The following is a 15,704-nucleotide window of genomic DNA, read 5'->3' as shown; positions in this document are numbered from 1 at the left end:
CCACCAACTCGGCGCAGGAAGTCGGCCGTTCCGACTTCCCGCGCCGAAGCTTCTCCCCACGGTCGTCGACGTCCAGCAGATCATCGCCGCGGTGGGCATGGACGCTCACCGCACGGGAAGTCGGCGGCATCGACTTCCTGTGCGCGCGGATGCGGCATTGCACCGGATTCCGGCCGTTCTGGTCCGGATAGTGGCTCGATCGGCGCGCTTGTGAGTGACGGGGTGCGTGCATAGCGTGACCGGGTCGCACTGCGACGCTCGCACGCAGCGATGTGGAGGTGGCTTCGCCATGCCCGAAATGCCCGAGCACACCGAGCCCATCGAGCCCACGGCCGGGCCGCCGATGGGAAGGACGGCCGGGACTTCGCCGACGCCAGCCGGTTCATGATCGCCCCGCCGGACGTCCCGGTCATCGTGTCCCGCAAGAGCGGAGAGAAGGTCGTCCGGGACTTCACCGCGTACGAGTTCCGTCGTCGCGCCGGAGGGCTTTCTTGAGCACGCCGTCAGCGAGAACATCTGTGCCGGCCCGGCGATGGCGCGGCGCGCCCAGTACATGGACGCGGCGCAGCTCGACAAGGGGCCGACGGGGCAGGTCGGTGCCGGCCTGGGACTGACCATCTCCACCAGCGAGGTGACCCTCGTCCCGCCGACCGTCCACATCGGCGGGCCCGAGCACCAGCCGGTTCCGAAGGCGCAGTGGAACGAGCAGGCCTACGTCATCCCCTGGCGGTCGGGGCTGTGCCAGTACGAGCCGGCCGGCGTGCGGCTGCTGTTCCAGCTCACCCCGGGCACCGAGGCCCCGGCGGAGATGAGCATCTACCTGCCGGACGCCAGGGCGCTGTGCATCGCCGAGAACGCCACCCACACCGGCGGCGGAGGCGTACGGCCAGGACACCCCGGAGGGCTTCCGCTGGGAGGCCGAGCTGCTGAACCACGTGGTCTTCGGCACCGCGGCGCAGGACAGCGGGATCTCCGCGGATGCCCTCCAGCAGGCCAAGGACCTCCAGGCCAAGGTCCTCACCCACCTCGGCTACGGCGCCGAGAACGGCACTTGGCGCAACGCCGACCTGGTCGGCGCTGAAGCACCTCGCCCCGCCGAACTGATGCTCGGCGGGGCGGGGTGCTGCGCGGGACGCGCGGTCAGGGCTGCTGCGGGTCGGGCTGCTGCGGGTCCGGCTGGGGTGCGGTCGCCGGGCCCGCGCCGGGTGCCGGGCCGGTGGGGGCCCCGGTTCCGGTGCTGTTCGGGTTGGTCTTGGGCGCCGGGTCGGGGATGTCGGCCATCGGCAGGGACTGCTTGGGGGTGCCGCGCAGGGCCTGGTTCATGGCGTCCCGCCAGATCGGGCCGGGGCCGTCGGCGCCGAAGACCTCGGTGCGGTACTTCCCGTTGATGGTGATGTTGCGCATCTCCACGCCGCCCTGGGGGCCGCCGATCCAGACGGCGGTGGCGAGCTGCGGGGTGTAGCCGTTGAACCAGGCGGCCCGCTTGCGGTCCGAGGTGCCGGTCTTCCCGGCGATCTGCCGGTTGTCCTCCAGGCTGAGCGCCGCGCCGGTGCCGTTGTTCTCGGTCACGCCGTTCAGGACGGTGTTCAGCGCCCGCGCCGTCGAGTCGGAGAACACCTTCTCGCACTGGCCGGCCGGGACGGGGACGTCCTTGCCGTCGACGGTGGTGATCCGGTTGATGGCGACCGGGGCGCAGTGGGTGCCCTGGGCGGCGAAGGTCGCGTAGACGTTGGCCATGGTCAGCGGGCTCATCTCCTCGACGCCCAGGGCCATCGCGGGGACCTCCTCCAGGGGCTTGCCGCTGGCCTTGGTGGTGATGCCGAGCTTGTTGGCCATCTGCTTGACCGCGCAGAGGCCGATCTCCTGCTCCATCTGGATGAAGTAGGTGTTGACCGAGAGGGCCATCGCCATCTTCAGCTGGTACGGGCCCTTCTCGCTCGCGGACTCGTTGGGGACGACCGTCTTGGGACGGGCGTCGTTCTTCCAGGTCCCTTCGCAGGTCTTCATCGTCGGGTACTCGAGCTTGTTGGGGGACGAGTACTCCTGGGTCGCCGGCAGGCCGGCCTCCAGTGCCGCGGCCGCGACGACCGGCTTGAAGGTGGAGCCGGGCTGGAAGCCGTTGCCGCCGCCCATCGCCGCGTCGACGTTGAGGTTGACGACGGTCTGGTTCTGGTTGGTGTCCAGGCCGTACGGGCGGGTCTGGGCCATCGCCAGGATCTTGCCGGTACCGGGCTCGACCATGGAGGCGGCGGCGGACACGGTGTCGGTGACCCGCACGTTGCTGCTCACCGCGTTCTGGGCGGCGGCCTGCTTGTCCGGGTCCAGCGTGGTGTAGATGTTCAGGCCGCCCTGGTTCCAGAACTTCTTGCGCTCGTCGGCGCTCTTGCCGAAGACCGGGTCCTGCTTGACCACGTGGCGCACGTAGTCGCAGAAGAAGCCCATGCCGGCCTGGGCGGTGATGCAACCGTTCTGCGGGGCCTTGAAGTTGAGGCCCAGCGGGGCGGCCTTCGCCTCCTTCGCCTGCTCGGCGGTGAGGTGCTTGTTCTCCAGCATCTTGTCGATGACGGTGTCGCGGCGGTTCTGCGCGGCCTGCGGGTGCAGCTTCGGGTCGTACTGGGACGGGTTCTGCACCAGCCCGGCGAGCGTAGCCGCCTCGGCGACGGTCAGGTCCTTGTTGCTCTTGCTGAAGTAGCGCTGGGAGGCGGCTTCCACGCCGTAGGCGCCGTTCCCGTAGTACGTGATGTTGAGGTAGTTGGTGAGGATCTGGTCCTTCGGCACCTCCTCCTCCAGCTTGATGGCGACCTTGAGCTCCTGGATCTTGCGGCCCAGGGTCTTGCGCTGCGCCTCCAGGACGGCGTCCCGGTCGTCGCCGGCCTGTTCCACGTTGACGTTCTTCACGTACTGCTGGGTCAGGGTGGAGGCGCCCTGGGAGGCGGTGCCGCTCTCCGCGTTCTTGCTGATGGCGCGCAGTACGCCCTTGAGGTCGACGGCGCCGTGCTCGTAGAAGCGGGCGTCCTCGATGTCGACCTGGGCCTGCCGCATGAACGGTGACATCTGCTCGGCGGTGATGACGGTGCGGTCGCGCTCGTAGACCTTGGCGATCAGCCCGCCCTTGGCGTCGAAGATCTGGGTGGCCTGGGTGAGCGGCGGGGTCTTGAAGTCGGTGGGGACGTCCTCGAACCCCTCCGCCGTGTTCTTGGCCGCCAGCCCGATGCCGCCGGCGACGGGCAGGGCGAGGCCGGCCAGCAGGACGCCGGACACCACGCTCACCCCCAGGAAGGTCGCACCGAAGCGGGCCAGCCGGAGCGGCGCCTTGCGGGGCGGCTTGGGGGTCGCGTCCTCGGCGGAACTCCATATCGGGGGGTGGTTCGAATCCATTCCGGAATGCTAACCGGTGAAAGTCACCGGCCGAACGGTTTTTCGGGCGTGGTTGTCACGGCTGTGCAACAGGCGGGGGACCGGCTCCGGCGGGGCGGGTCGTGTACGCACTGAATGAATGCGGGGGAATTGAGTGGTCCGTACGCAATGCGGACCGATCCGTGTGCGGCGCCGCCCCCTCCCGTGGTCCTGCACTCACTGTGATGCGGTGGGCGGGCCGAAAGGTTGCGGGCGTCCGGTCAGGCGGCGGCACCTCCGGTCCCGGGGGCGGCGTCCCCGGTCCCGGGAGCGCTCTCCAGGACCGCTTCGACGTCGACCTCGACGTCGACCAGGTTGCCGACCACCGTGCCGCCCCGGTCCACCACGTCGTTCCAGCTCACGCCGAAGTCCTGGCGGTTGATCCGGGTGCTGGCGGTGAATCCGGCGCGCCGCCGGGGGCCCAGGTCGCGCCCGTCCTCCCACCACGGGGTGTCCCACTGCCCGAGGTAGGCCACGTCGAAGGTGACCGGGCGGGTCACGCCGCGGATGGTGAGCCGGCCCGTGACCTCGAAGCCGCTCGCGCTCACCTGGTGGACCTGTGATCCGACGAAGCTCCAGGTCGGGTGGTGCTCGACGTCGAAGAAGTCGGCGCTGCGCAGATGCGCGTCCCGCTCGGGCGAACCGGTGTACACCTGGGTCGCGTCGATGGTCGCCTCGACCCTGGCCTGCTCCGGCGCGTCCGGGTCGACCTCCAGGACGCCGTGCACGTTCTTCAGCTGGCCGCGCACGTAGGTGACCATCATGTGTCTCGCGCGGAACTCCGCACCGGTGTGGCTGGGCTCGAAGAACCATTTCGTGGTGGCCATGGCGACTCCGTGAGGTGGTGGCCGGCGGGTCCCCGGGATCCCCTCCAGCCAGCGTAGGACGAAGCCGGCCCGCGGTCGCCCGGACGGCGGCCGACCCGCACCGCCGCCTCCCCCGGACCGGCAGCACCGCCACCTCCGCCGGACCGGCAGCACCGCCACCTCCGCCGGACCGGCGGCACCGCCGCGGCCGCCCGCCGGACTGGCAGCACCCCCGCGACCGGGCCAGGCTGGTGGGGACGGACCGCCCAGCCGAGGAGGCAGGTATGACCGGCGAGCCGATCCCGGGGATCGACCCCACCGCGATGCCCAGCGGCGAGGGCTGCGCGGAGTGCCTGGCCGGCGGCGGGTGGTGGTTCCACCTGCGGCGCTGCGCGGCCTGCGGCCACATCGGCTGCTGCGACTCCTCCCCCGCCCAGCACGCGACGAAGCACGCCCGCGGGGCAGGCCACCCGTTCCTGGTCAGCTTCGAGCCCGGCGAGGACTGGTTCTGGAACCTGGAGACCGGCGCGTACTACGAGGGCCCGCCGCTGGCGCCGCCCACCGCCCACCCGGCCGACCAGCCCACCCCGGGCCCGGCCGGCAAGGTCCCCGCCGACTGGCAGTCGCGGCTGCACTGACGGCCCCGCGGCATTCGGCCGGGCACAGCCGAGCCGGTCACAACCGAGCCGGTCACAACCGAATCGTTCTGGCGGCCCCTTGCGCCTCGCGAGGGGCCGCCGGGCGCTGTCCGCCCGCCCGGACACGGCGGAAAACCGGGCGACTCCCGCGAGCTTGATCCTCTACGGTGAACGCGCCCAGGGCGGCCGTTTACCGCCCGTCGACGTGGCGCGACCAACGCGCCCGCACCCCAGGGGGTCCCCTGTCATGACGCGCACCCTTGTCGTAGAGCTCCACGCGCACCTCGGAGAGACGGTCACCGTCTACGGGTGGGTGAACACGCTCCGACTCCAGCGGCGCATCCAGTTCGTTCTGGTCCGGGACCACACCGGTCTCGTGCAGGTCACCCACCTCCGCGGTGGGGAGGGCGACGCCGTCGAGGCCGCCTTCGAGGGCGTGACGGTCGAGTCCGCCGTGAAGATCACCGGAAGGGTCGTCGCCAACCCGCAGGTCAAGCTCGGCGGGCTGGAGATCGTCCCGTCCCGGGTGGAGGTGGTCTCACCGGCCGAGCCGAAGCTGCCGATCGACGAGAAGACCGGTATCGACCAGCGCCTGGACTGGCGCTTCCTCGACATCCGGCGCCCCTCCCAGCACCTGGTCTTCGACGTCCAGACGACCGTCGAGCGGGCGATGCGCGAGGTGGCGGCCGAGGAGGGCTTCACCGAGCTGCACACGCCGAAGCTGATGGGGACGGCCTCCGAGTCGGGCGCCGAGGTGTTCGAGGTCGGCTACTTCGGCCGCACCGCCTACCTCGCCCAGTCCCCGCAGTTCTACAAGCAGATGGCCATCGCCGGCGGCATCGACCGGGTCTTCGAGATCGGGCCGGTGTTCCGGGCCGAGCCGTCCTTCACCTCCCGGCACGCCACCGAGTTCACCGGGGTCGACGTCGAGATCGCCTGGATCGACGGGGTCGAGGACGTGATGGCCTTCGAGGAGCGGATGCTGCACCGCGTCCTGGCGGCCGTGGCCGAACGCCACGGTGCGGCGATCGCCGAGCACTTCGGCACCGCGGTCACGGTCCCCGGGCTGCCGTTCCCCCGGATCACGATGGCCGAGGCGCTGGCCCGGCTCCGCGCCACCGGCTGGGACCGGGAGGGCGTCAAGGACGACCTCGACCCCGAGGGCGAGCGCGCGCTGTGCGCCCTGATCGCCGAGGAGACCGGGCACGAGTTCGTCTTCGTTACGAGGTTCCCGGCCGCCGTACGGCCGTTCTACCACCTGCGGCCCGAGGACGACCCGACCGTCACCGAGTCCTTCGACCTGCTGTGGAAGGGCGTGGAGATCACCACCGGCGCCCAGCGCGAGCACCGGTACGACCGCCTCGTCGCCCAGGCCCGGGAGAAGGGCATGGACACCGGGCCGCTCTCCGGATACCTCGACTGCTTCCGCTACGGCACGCCGCCGCACGGCGGACTCGGTCTGGGACTCGGCCGGCTGCTCATGCTGGCGCTGGGCCTGCCGTCGATCCGTGAGGCGACGTTCCTCTTCCGGGGCCCGCACTGGCTCGAACCGTAGGACTCGAACCGTAGGACTCGAACCGCACGGAACGACGGAACGGGCCGCGCCCGAGGAGGTCTCTTCCTCGGGCGCGGCCCGTTCTCTCGTGTCCGTCGGCCGTCGTGTCCGTCGGCCGGATTCCGTCAGCTGCGGCGCAGGGCCTCGGTGAGCCGGTTGGCGGCTTCGATGATGGCCTGGGCGTGCAGCCGGCCCGGGTGGCGGGTCAGGCGCTCGATGGGGCCGGAGACGGAGACGGCGGCCACCACGCGGTTGGACGGCCCGCGGACGGGGGCGGAGACGGACGCGACGCCCGGCTCCCGCTCCCCGATGGACTGGGCCCAGCCGCGGCGGCGGACGCCGCTGAGCGCGGTGGCGGTGAAGCGGGCGCCCTGGAGGCCCCGGTGGAGGCGCTCGGGCTCTTCCCAGGCCAGGAGGACCTGGGCGGCGGAGCCGGCCTTCATCGGCAGGGTGCTGCCGACGGGGACGGTGTCGCGCAGGCCGGAGAGTCGTTCGGCGGCGGCGACGCAGATGCGCATTTCGCCTTGGCGGCGGTAGAGCTGCGCGCTTTCCCCGGTGACGTCGCGCAGGTGGGTGAGGACGGGGCCCGCGGTGGCGAGCAGTCGGTCCTCGCCGGCGGCGGCGGAGAGTTCGGACAGGCGGGGGCCGAGGATGAAGCGGCCCTGCATGTCGCGGGTGACCAGGCGGTGGTGTTCGAGTGCGACGGCGAGTCTGTGGGCGGTGGGGCGCGCCAGACCGGTGGCGGCGACCAGCCCCGCCAGCGTGGCGGGGCCCGACTCCAGTGCGCTGAGCACCAGAGCGGCCTTGTCGAGAACGCCGACGCCGCTAGTGTTGTCCATAGCATGATATTGCAGTCTCAGGTAGCGAGACGCAAGTCCGTTTCGATGTTCGCCATCCTCTCAGATACCCGCAAAGCGGCTCTTCCGGGACTTCGGGTCTCACATGCTGGATGTGCCGGAGGGCGTGCCGCGGCACCGGAACCGCAGGCGGCGAAACGGCGGGGGGAGCGGCGGGGGGAGCGGCGGGGGGAATGACGGGAGAAACGGTGGGGGGAGCGGCGGGGGAAATAAAAAAAGCCCCTGCCGTGTCACTGTCGGACACGGCAGGGGCCGTAAAAAGAATTCGGCGGCGTCCTACTCTCCCACAGGGTCCCCCCTGCAGTACCATCGGCGCTGAAAGGCTTAGCTTCCGGGTTCGGAATGGAGCCGGGCGTTTCCCTCTCGCTATGACCACCGAAATGATCGGGCCGGGCAATTGCTCGAAAGCATTGCCTTCGCCTCGCTGCAAATCATAGCAGGAGGGAAAACGAGGGGATTCCGCGGCCTCAGCGGCCGGCGTCCGTCGGGCCGGTCCGCGGGGTCGGCCGGGCCGGGCCCGGTGCCGAGCCGGGCAGCGGGCTGGTGTCCAGGTAGCGGGTCTCGTAGACCCGCTCGGTGAACCGCCAGCCGTCCGCCGTGCGCCGGTACCGGTCGTGGTAGATCGCGTGGTTGATCCCCTGCCGGCCGTCCTTGAGGCGCGCGAGTTCGTACATGTGGGCGCGGCCGGTCGCGGTGTCGCCGTCGATCACGACCGCCCCCGGGTGGGTGTTCTGGATGAAGAAGTCCCACTGCTCCTGGAGCTTCTCGCCGCCGGCCCGGATCTGCTCCGGGCCGGTCAGCTCGATCGGGACGTCGGGCATCCGCAGCACGCCGTCGGGGGTGAACAGCGCGGCGAGGCGGGCGCGGTCGCGCATCATCACCGCGTCGGTGAACTCGGCCTGCAGGGCCGTGATCTCGACGCGGTCGGCGATCGCCTGGAAGTCGTTCATCGGGTTCTCCGTTCCGTTGCACCGGTACGACGGATACGACAGAACAGCCGCTCGAAATGTGACATGAGCGGGAAGGCGTCACATCGCGGGCCGCCGCGCTGTCATAGGAGGAGCGGAGAGCCGTCGAGTCGAAGGGGTGGGGACACGGTGCGGGAAGCAGGGGTCGGCACCACGACCGAGCCGGGCCCGGGCGCGATCATGGGCGAGCGGCGCCGGCTGATCGACCTGGCGTACCGGCTGCTCGGTTCGCCGGCCGACGCCGAGGACGTGGTGCGGGAGACGTACGCCCGCTGGTACGCGCTGCCCCGGCGGGAGCGGGAGGCGATCGTCTCGTCCGGCGGCTGGCTGACCACGGTGGCCAGCAGGATCTGCCTCAACCGGCTCAGCTCGGTCCGGGTACGGCGGGAGCGCCACGTCGGAGGGTGGATCCCCGAGCCGCTGCCCGCGTGCCGGGAGTGGACGGACCCCGCGGCGGCCCCGGCGGCCGACCCCGCGGCCGACCCGGCCGACCGGATCACCCCGGACGGGACGGTGAGCACGGCCTTCCTGGTGGCTCTGGAGGCCGTGACCCCGGCCGAACGGGTCGCCTTCGTCCTGCACGACGTCTTCGGCCACCCCTTCGTCGAAGTGGCCGCGATCGTCGGCCGCAGCCCGGCCGCCTGCCGCCGGCTGGCCGCCTCCGCCCACCGCCGGATCCGGGCCGCGCAGGCCCGGGCCGCGCCGGGGGCCTGATCACCCCCGTCCGGCGCGCGTCCGTCGTGTCCACGCCCGTGCGCACACCATCGAGCCTGCCCCTGTGCGCCGATCGTCCAAAAACCGACCGATAAGGTGTTAATCCAACATTCATCCATGCCGCATAGCCTCCGGGGGCTAGCCTCATGCTGAACGTCATCGTCCGACCGGGAGGCGAAAGCCCCGTGCAAGGCACTGTCACCACACCAGGCGGCTCCACGGTGGCCGGGGGCCAGGGCGAAGCGTTCCTGCTCGTCGTGGACGACGAACCCAACATCCGCGAGCTGCTCTCCGCCTCGCTGCGCTTCTCCGGCTTCCGCGTCGCCTCCGCCGCCAGCGGGACCGAGGCGCTCGAACTGGTCGCCGCCGAGCGCCCCGACCTGGTCGTGCTCGACGTGATGCTCCCCGACCTCGACGGCTTCACCGTCGTCGAGAAGCTGCGCGAGCGCACCAGCCGCGGACAGATAGCCGGCCCGGCCCACGGGCACCCCGGCGACCACCTGCCGGTGCTCTTCCTCACCGCCAAGGACGGCGTCGGCGACAAGGTGCAGGGCCTGGCCGCCGGGGCGGACGACTACGTCACCAAGCCGTTCAGCCTGGAGGAGCTGATCGCCCGGATCCGCGCGATCCTGCGCCGGGCCGGCGGGCCCGCCGAGGACGGCCGGCTGATCGTCGCCGACCTCAGCCTCGACCCGGTCGCCCACGAGGTCACCCGGGGCGGCACCCCGGTCTCGCTCTCCCCGACCGAGTTCAAGCTGCTGCACTACCTGATGGCCAACGTCGGCCGGGTGGTCTCCAAGTCGCAGATCCTCGACCACGTCTGGGCCTACGACTTCGGCGGGGATCTCTCCATCGTCGAGTCGTACATCTCCTACCTGCGCCGCAAGCTCGACTCCGGCCCGGCGCACGGCCCCAAGCTGATCCACACCGTGCGCGGCATCGGCTACGCCCTGCGCCGCCCCCCGCAGGGCTGACCGGGTCCGCTCGTGCTCGCCCGCTTCTCCGCCCGGATGTCGCTGCGCGCCCGGCTGCTGGTGCTCGTGCTCGCCCTGGTCACCACCGGGCTCGCGGTCAGCGACACCTTCGTGCTCGGCACCGTCCGGAGCCAGCTGGTGCAGCAGCTGGACGAACAGCTCCAGCGCTACGGGCCGCCGCTCTCCCGCAAGCCCCCGGGCCAGCTGACCGCGCAGACCGCCGGCCGGCCCGCCGTCGCAGGCCGGCGGGTCAGCCTGCCCAGCCAGTACCTGGTGCAGTACCTCTCCTCGGACGGCAAGGTCCAGGCGCTGATGCGCCAGCCCGTCTCGGACAGCGACCCGGCGCCCCAGCTGGAGGGACTGGACCCGACCCGGACCGCCCCCGACGTCCCCTTCGACCTGCCCGACCAGCGCGGCCAGCACCGCTGGCGGGTCCTGGTGCTGCCGCTCCAGACCCCCCGCGGGCAGGCCGCCAACCCCAGCGCGTACGCCTCGCCGGCGGTCACCCCGACCCACGTCATGGTGGCGGTCTCCCGCGAGGACATCGACGCCACCCTCGGCAAGCTGCGCACCTCCTTCCTGGCCATCGGCGGCGGCGTCCTGGTGGTGATCGCCGCGCTCGGCCTCTTCGCCGTACGGGCCGGGCTGCGGCCGCTGCGCCGGATCGAGGAGGGCGCCGAGCGGATCGCGGCCGGCGAGCTGTCGCACCGGATGCCGGAGCTCTCCCCGGGCACCGAGGTCGGCCGGCTGTCGGTCGCGCTCAACGGGATGCTCACCCAGATCGAGGCGGCCTTCGCGGCCCGCGCCGAGTCCGAGGCCCGGATGCGGCGCTTCGTCGCCGACGCCTCGCACGAGCTGCGCACCCCGCTGGCCGGGATCCGCGGCTTCGCCGAGCTGTACCGGATGGGCGCGCTGCCCGCCGAGGCCGACGTCAAGCGGACCATGACCCGGATCGAGAGCGAGGCCGACCGGATGGGCGCCCTGGTCGAGGACCTGCTGGTGCTCGCCCGGCTGGACGAGGAGCGCCCGCTCGACCTCGCCCCGATGGACCTGCGCACCCTCGCCGCCGACGCGCTGCACGACCTCACCGCCCTCGACCCGAGCCGCCCGGTCGCGCTCACCGGCCCGGCCGGCACCGGCGCGCCCGGCGCCGCGCCCGTCATCGGCGACGAGGCCCGGCTGCGGCAGGTGGTCACCAACCTGGTCGGCAACGCGGTCAAGCACACCCCGCCCGGCACCCCGGTCCGGATCGGGGTGGGCACCGACCCCGGTGGCGTCTGCCTGCTGGAGGTCGCCGACTCCGGCCCGGGCCTCACCGAGGAGCAGGCCCAGCGGGTCTTCGACCGCTTCTTCCGGGTCGACCCCTCCCGCAGCCGGGACAACGGCGGCGGCGCCGGCCTCGGCCTCGCCATCGCGACCGCCCTCACCCGCGCCCACGGCGGCACCCTCACCCTGCACACCGCCCCGGGCGAGGGCGCCACCTTCCGCGTCGAACTGCCCTGCCAGCACTGACCGGATTTCCTGCGGGTTCGCCCGAATGTCGGGAATTCCGGCCTTTGCGCAGCGGTCCGCTCCCGACTTTGTCGACTCGTCAATTCCCCGGCGAAGCAGGAAGGCACGGCGCCCGGTCGTTGCCGGAATCCGGCATGGAGCGTCAAGAATGCGTATGCCTATGATCGGTGCTGCCCGGCCGTCGGACTCCGTTCCGGCCGAGGCTTTTGCTTTCCTGCAGGCCCGAAAGGGGTCATTGTGAAACTCCGCCGTTCGCTGGTCTCGGCCGCCCTCGTCGCCGCCGTCGTCTCGCCCGCCGTGGTGCTCTCCGCGGCACCCGCCTTCGCGGAGTCGGCCGCCGCGGCGCAGACCCGGAGCGACAACGGCTCGATCGCCGAACTGGAGCAGGCCGCCGCCGACGCCGCCAAGGCGTACACGGCGGCCGTCGCCAACGCGGCCAAGGTGCAGGCCGAGGCCTCCGCCTTCCTCGACAACTCCCAGCCCTACCAGGGCACGTACGAGGAGGCCAAGGCCGCCGCGGTGAAGGCCGCCGCGGCCAAGGACGCCGCCAGGAAGGAGGCCGAGGCGGCCTCCGACGCGTTCCGCGTCGCCACGGAGGAGGAGCTGCCCGCGGCCAGGGAGCGGCTGAACAAGGCGTACGCCGCTGCGAACGCCGCCAACGCCGCGGACACGAAGGCCAAGGCCGCCGTGACCGCCGCCCGGAACGCCCTGGACGACGCCCGGGTCGAGGCGTTCCGGCGGATCCACGCGGCGGATCAGGCCACCAAGGCCGCGGCCGCCGCCAAGGCCGCCGCGGACCAGGCCCTCGCCGAGGCGAGGGCGGCCGCCGCGAAGCCGGTCGAGAAGCCCGCCGAGAAGCCCGCCGAGAAGCCGGCGGAGCAGCCCGCGGCGGTCACCCCGGTCTCCAGCACCACCACCGCGGCCAAGGCCGGCACCACCGGCAAGTCGACCGCCTCGACCACGTCGACCACCTCGACCACGTCGAGCACCCGGGCCACCACCGGCTCGACCACCGAACTCGCCGAGACCGGCTCCAACCCGGCCACCCCGTACCTTGCCCTGGGCGCCGGCCTCGCGATCAGCCTCGGCGCCGCGGCCCTCTACGTCTCCCGCCGCAAGCCGGCCACCCGCCCCACCTCCTGACCCACCCCGGTCGCGCCCGCTCGGGAGGGCGACGCGACCACCCCGGAACCGCAGGACAGGCCCCGGCCCGTCCTGCGGTTCCGGCGTTCCCGGCCCCCGGACCCCAGCCCCGGCCCCTGGACCTCGGACCCCGGACCCCCGGATCGGGTGCACCCGGCGGAGCCGTCGCGCGGCTCCCGCCGGCCGGACGGACGCCGGTAGCACGCGGATCCGGCCGGGGCGACCGGGTCGCGAGCCTGTCAAGCGCCGGTTCGGCCAACAACTTCCGGCCGTCCGCCCCGTCGTTCGTTGCCCCGGCCCGCGGGGGGTCCGCAGACTGTGCGGACCGCACCGCGGCCGTGGCGCAGCGCACCGGGCTGTCAAACCCACCCCACCTGCAGTTCCCTCGTAAGGATGGTGGATACTGCTCCTTGTGAACGTGTTCACGTTCACAAGCGGACAAGCTTGCGTGGTTGAGCAACGGTCTACGGCTATAGATGAAGTTTGTCCGGAAGATGCCCGTCGTCACGCGGGCAGGTTGGGAGAGAGGGCGACGTGGAACTGGCAATCGCTCACGAGACCATCGCGCGATGGCAATTCGGCATCACCACCGTCTACCACTTCCTCTTCGTCCCGCTCACGATCAGCCTGGCCGCGATCGTGGCCGGTCTGGAGACCGCCTGGGTGCGGACGAACAAGGAGAAGTACTTCCACGCCACCAAGTTCTGGGGAAAGCTCTTCCTCATCAACATCGCGATGGGCGTGGTCACGGGAATCGTCCAGGAATTCCAGTTCGGCATGAACTGGTCCGACTACTCCCGCTTCGTCGGTGACGTCTTCGGCGCCCCGCTCGCGATGGAGGCGCTGATCGCCTTCTTCTTCGAGTCCACCTTCATCGGCCTGTGGATCTTCGGCTGGGACAAGCTGCCGAGGAAGATCCACTGTGCCTGCATGTGGATGGTGGCCCTGGGCACCGTGCTCTCCGCCTACTTCATCCTGGCCGCCAACTCCTGGATGCAGCACCCGGTCGGCTACGCGATCGACCCGGTCACCGGCAAGGCCCAACTGACCGACGTCGTCAAGGTGCTGTTCCAGAACACCACCCTCGTGGTCGTCTTCCACACCCTGACCGCCGCCTTCCTCACCGGCGCGGCCTTCGTCGTCGGCATCGCCTCCTTCCACCTCTGGAAGGCCAAGCGCAAGCCCGGGACCGCCGACCCGAGGAAGACCGCCGCGATGCGGACCTCGCTTCGGCTCGGCCTGGTGCTCGCGGTCGTCTTCGGCGCCGGCACCGCGCTCAGCGGCGACACCCTGGGCAAGGTCATGTTCGAGCAGCAGCCGATGAAGATGGCCGCCGCCGAGGCGCTCTGGGAGACCCAGGCGCCGGCCCCGTTCTCGGTCTTCGCGGTCGGCGACGTCAGCAAGGGCCACAACTCGGTCGCCCTGGAGATCCCCGGAATACTCTCCTTCCTCGCCCACAGCGACTTCAGCTCCTCCGTCCCCGGCATCAACGACACCGCCGCCGCCGAGGCCGCCCAGCACGGCGGCGACCCCAAGGACTACATCCCGAGCATCTTCGTCACCTACTGGGGCTTCCGCCTCATGATCGGCTTCGGGATGACCTCCTTCCTGGCCGGCCTGATCGGCCTGTGGACCACCCGGAGGAAGCTCTTCCTGCGCCCCGAGTTCCGCACCGGCGAGACCGAGGTGCCCCGGCTGATGCTCACCCCCAAGCGCGAGCTCGGGCCGCTGCTGACCAAGTGGAGCTGGCGGATCGGCATCCTGACCATGGGCTTCCCGCTGATCGCCAACAGCTTCGGCTGGATCTTCACCGAGATGGGCCGTCAGCCCTGGGCCGTCTTCGGCCTGATGACCACGGCCAGCGCCGTCTCCCCCAACGTCGGTGTCGGCACCCAGATCGGGGCACTGGCCACCTTCACCACCCTGTACGCGATCCTCGCGGTCATCGAGGTCCGGCTGCTGGTCAAGTACGCCAAGGCCGGCCCGGTGGTGACCGAGCAGCCGCCCACCAAGGACCCGTCGCTGCGCGGACCGTCCTCGGACGGGGACGCCGACAAGCCGCTCGCCTTCGCCTACTGAGGCGCCGGGACACCGGGGAACTGAGGATCTGACATGCAACTCCACGACGTCTGGTTCGTGCTGATCGCGGTCCTGTGGATCGGCTACTTCTTCCTGGAGGGCTTCGACTTCGGGATCGGCGTGCTCACCAAGCCGCTGGCCCGCAACACCGCCGAACGGCGGGTGCTGATCAACACCATCGGCCCGGTCTGGGACGGCAACGAGGTCTGGCTGCTGACCGCCGGCGGCGCCACCTTCGCGGCCTTCCCGGACTGGTACGCGACGCTCTTCAGCGGCTTCTACATCCCGCTGCTGGTCATCCTGGTCTGCCTGATCGTCCGCGGCGTGGCCTTCGAGTACCGGGCCAAGCGCGACGGCGCCCGCTGGCAGCGGAACTGGGAGGAGGCCATCTTCTGGACCTCCCTCCTCCCGGCCTTCCTCTGGGGCGTGGCCTTCGCCAACATCGTGCGCGGCGTGGACATCGACGCGCAGAAGAACTACATCGGCACCCTCTGGGACCTGCTGAACCCGTACGCGCTGCTCGGCGGCCTGGTGACGCTCGCCCTGTTCACCCTGCACGGCTCGGTGTTCGCCGCGCTCAAGACGGTCGGCGAGATCCGTGAGCGGGCCCGCAGGGCCGCCCTGCTGTCCGGTCTGGTGACCGCCGTGCTGGCGCTGGTCTTCCTGATCTGGACCCAGGCCGACCACGGCAACGGCCGCAGCCTCGCCGCGATGATCGTCGCGGTGGTCGCCCTGCTCGGCGCCCTGGCGGCCAACCAGCTCGGCCGCGAGGGCTGGGCGTTCAGCCTCTCCGGGGCGACCATCGTGGCCGCGGTCGCGATGCTCTTCCTGGCGCTCTTCCCGGACGTCATGCCCTCCACCCTGAACCCGGACTGGAGCCTGACCGTCAGCAACGCCGCGTCCTCGCCGTACACGCTGAAGGTGATGACCGTCGTGGCGGCGATCTTCACCCCGCTGGTGCTGCTCTACCAGGGCTGGACGTACTGGGTGTTCCGCAAGCGGATCGGCGTCCAGCACATCCCCGGGCACAACCCGGCCGCCCCGCTCGACCAGGCCTGACGC

General features: G+C 71.4%; 11 protein-coding genes, 1 rRNA gene and 3 pseudogenes. 10 read left to right on the top strand and 5 right to left on the bottom strand.

The annotated features are described in order from the left end of the window. Positions 1 to 469: 469 nt before the first annotated feature. Both ACFVUY_RS00765 and ACFVUY_RS00760 read left to right on the top strand, forming a co-directional pair. Positions 470 to 865, top strand: a pseudogene (locus ACFVUY_RS00765) (alkyl/aryl-sulfatase); the annotation flags it as partial. Positions 866 to 935: 70 nt separating this feature from the next. Further along, positions 936 to 1,025, top strand: a pseudogene (locus ACFVUY_RS00760) (hypothetical protein); the annotation flags it as partial. A 115-nt stretch (positions 1,026 to 1,140) separates the two neighbouring features. Here the strand turns inward: ACFVUY_RS00760 and ACFVUY_RS00755 are convergent. Both ACFVUY_RS00755 and ACFVUY_RS00750 read right to left on the bottom strand, forming a co-directional pair. Further along, the gene (locus ACFVUY_RS00755; RefSeq protein ID WP_387726454.1) at positions 1,141 to 3,378 is read right to left on the bottom strand and encodes a transglycosylase domain-containing protein; all 2,238 of its coding nucleotides are present in this window, start codon (positions 3,376 to 3,378) and stop codon (positions 1,141 to 1,143) included. Positions 3,379 to 3,617: 239 nt separating this feature from the next. Continuing rightward, positions 3,618 to 4,223, bottom strand: a complete 606-nt coding sequence (locus ACFVUY_RS00750; RefSeq protein WP_387726451.1) for a YceI family protein — start codon at positions 4,221 to 4,223, stop codon at positions 3,618 to 3,620. Positions 4,224 to 4,486: 263 nt separating this feature from the next. On the opposite strand from ACFVUY_RS00750, the gene ACFVUY_RS00745 reads away from it, so the two are divergent. Together ACFVUY_RS00745 and aspS are read left to right on the top strand one after the other, a co-directional pair. Further along, complete coding sequence (locus ACFVUY_RS00745) at positions 4,487 to 4,840, top strand: UBP-type zinc finger domain-containing protein (RefSeq protein WP_387693994.1); 354 nt, start codon at positions 4,487 to 4,489, stop codon at positions 4,838 to 4,840. Between the two features lie 247 nt (positions 4,841 to 5,087). After that, positions 5,088 to 6,395: an aspartate--tRNA(Asn) ligase gene (aspS, locus tag ACFVUY_RS00740; protein WP_387726449.1), complete on the top strand. Its 1,308-nt coding sequence runs from the start codon at positions 5,088 to 5,090 to the stop codon at positions 6,393 to 6,395. Between the two features lie 125 nt (positions 6,396 to 6,520). On the opposite strand, the gene ACFVUY_RS00735 is transcribed toward aspS, so the two are convergent. The 3 genes from ACFVUY_RS00735 to ACFVUY_RS00725 all read right to left on the bottom strand — a co-directional run bounded on the left by ACFVUY_RS00735 (position 6,521) and on the right by ACFVUY_RS00725 (position 8,202). Next, positions 6,521 to 7,234: an IclR family transcriptional regulator gene (locus ACFVUY_RS00735; protein ID WP_030246527.1), complete on the bottom strand. Its 714-nt coding sequence runs from the start codon at positions 7,232 to 7,234 to the stop codon at positions 6,521 to 6,523. 281 nt (positions 7,235 to 7,515) lie between these two features. After that, a 5S ribosomal RNA gene (gene rrf / locus ACFVUY_RS00730) occupies positions 7,516 to 7,632 on the bottom strand. 87 nt (positions 7,633 to 7,719) lie between these two features. Beyond that, positions 7,720 to 8,202, bottom strand: a complete 483-nt coding sequence (locus tag ACFVUY_RS00725) for a nuclear transport factor 2 family protein (RefSeq protein ID WP_387726446.1) — start codon at positions 8,200 to 8,202, stop codon at positions 7,720 to 7,722. A gap of 198 nt (positions 8,203 to 8,400) precedes the next feature. Here ACFVUY_RS00725 and ACFVUY_RS00720 point away from each other — a divergent pair. From ACFVUY_RS00720 to cydB, 6 genes and pseudogenes are all read left to right on the top strand, one after another. Continuing rightward, positions 8,401 to 8,931 (top strand): annotated as a pseudogene (locus ACFVUY_RS00720) (sigma factor); the annotation flags it as partial. 188 nt (positions 8,932 to 9,119) lie between these two features. Further along, positions 9,120 to 9,908 carry a response regulator transcription factor gene (locus ACFVUY_RS00715; RefSeq protein WP_359914346.1) on the top strand — a complete coding sequence of 263 codons (789 nt, stop codon included), beginning with the start codon at positions 9,120 to 9,122 and terminating at the stop codon, positions 9,906 to 9,908. A 12-nt stretch (positions 9,909 to 9,920) separates the two neighbouring features. Further along, positions 9,921 to 11,420, top strand: coding sequence for a sensor histidine kinase (locus ACFVUY_RS00710; RefSeq protein ID WP_387693992.1), 1,500 nt, complete (start codon positions 9,921 to 9,923; stop codon positions 11,418 to 11,420). A 237-nt stretch (positions 11,421 to 11,657) separates the two neighbouring features. Further along, complete coding sequence (locus tag ACFVUY_RS00705; RefSeq protein ID WP_387726443.1) at positions 11,658 to 12,563, top strand: LAETG motif-containing sortase-dependent surface protein; 906 nt, start codon at positions 11,658 to 11,660, stop codon at positions 12,561 to 12,563. Positions 12,564 to 13,097: 534 nt separating this feature from the next. Beyond that, a complete protein-coding gene (locus ACFVUY_RS00700) occupies positions 13,098 to 14,642 on the top strand; it encodes a cytochrome ubiquinol oxidase subunit I (RefSeq protein WP_387726441.1) in 1,545 nt (514 codons plus the stop codon). A gap of 33 nt (positions 14,643 to 14,675) precedes the next feature. Next, a complete protein-coding gene (gene cydB, locus ACFVUY_RS00695) occupies positions 14,676 to 15,701 on the top strand; it encodes a cytochrome d ubiquinol oxidase subunit II (RefSeq protein ID WP_387726438.1) in 1,026 nt (341 codons plus the stop codon). Positions 15,702 to 15,704 lie beyond the last annotated feature (3 nt).

Source organism: Kitasatospora sp. NPDC058063 (assembly GCF_042885395.1).
In the GTDB taxonomy this organism is placed as follows: Bacteria; Actinomycetota; Actinomycetes; order Streptomycetales; family Streptomycetaceae; genus Kitasatospora; species Kitasatospora lactacystinica.
The sequence above is the reverse complement of the archived record's forward strand: the minus strand, read 5'-3'. Positions and strand labels throughout refer to the sequence as shown.

Bases quoted from the DNA above. Each gene is read 5' to 3' on its own strand.
- ACFVUY_RS00745 (WP_387693994.1), top strand. From the start codon at position 4,487: ATGACCGGCGAGCCGATCCCGGGGATCGACCCCACCGCGATGCCCAGC.
- aspS (WP_387726449.1), top strand. From the start codon at position 5,088: ATGACGCGCACCCTTGTCGTAGAGCTCCACGCGCACCTCGGAGAGACG.
- ACFVUY_RS00735 (WP_030246527.1), bottom strand. From the start codon at position 7,234: ATGGACAACACTAGCGGCGTCGGCGTTCTCGACAAGGCCGCTCTGGTG.
- ACFVUY_RS00755 (WP_387726454.1), bottom strand. From the start codon at position 3,378: ATGGATTCGAACCACCCCCCGATATGGAGTTCCGCCGAGGACGCGACC.
- ACFVUY_RS00725 (WP_387726446.1), bottom strand. From the start codon at position 8,202: ATGAACGACTTCCAGGCGATCGCCGACCGCGTCGAGATCACGGCCCTG.
- cydB (WP_387726438.1), top strand. From the start codon at position 14,676: ATGCAACTCCACGACGTCTGGTTCGTGCTGATCGCGGTCCTGTGGATC.
- ACFVUY_RS00750 (WP_387726451.1), bottom strand. From the start codon at position 4,223: ATGGCCACCACGAAATGGTTCTTCGAGCCCAGCCACACCGGTGCGGAG.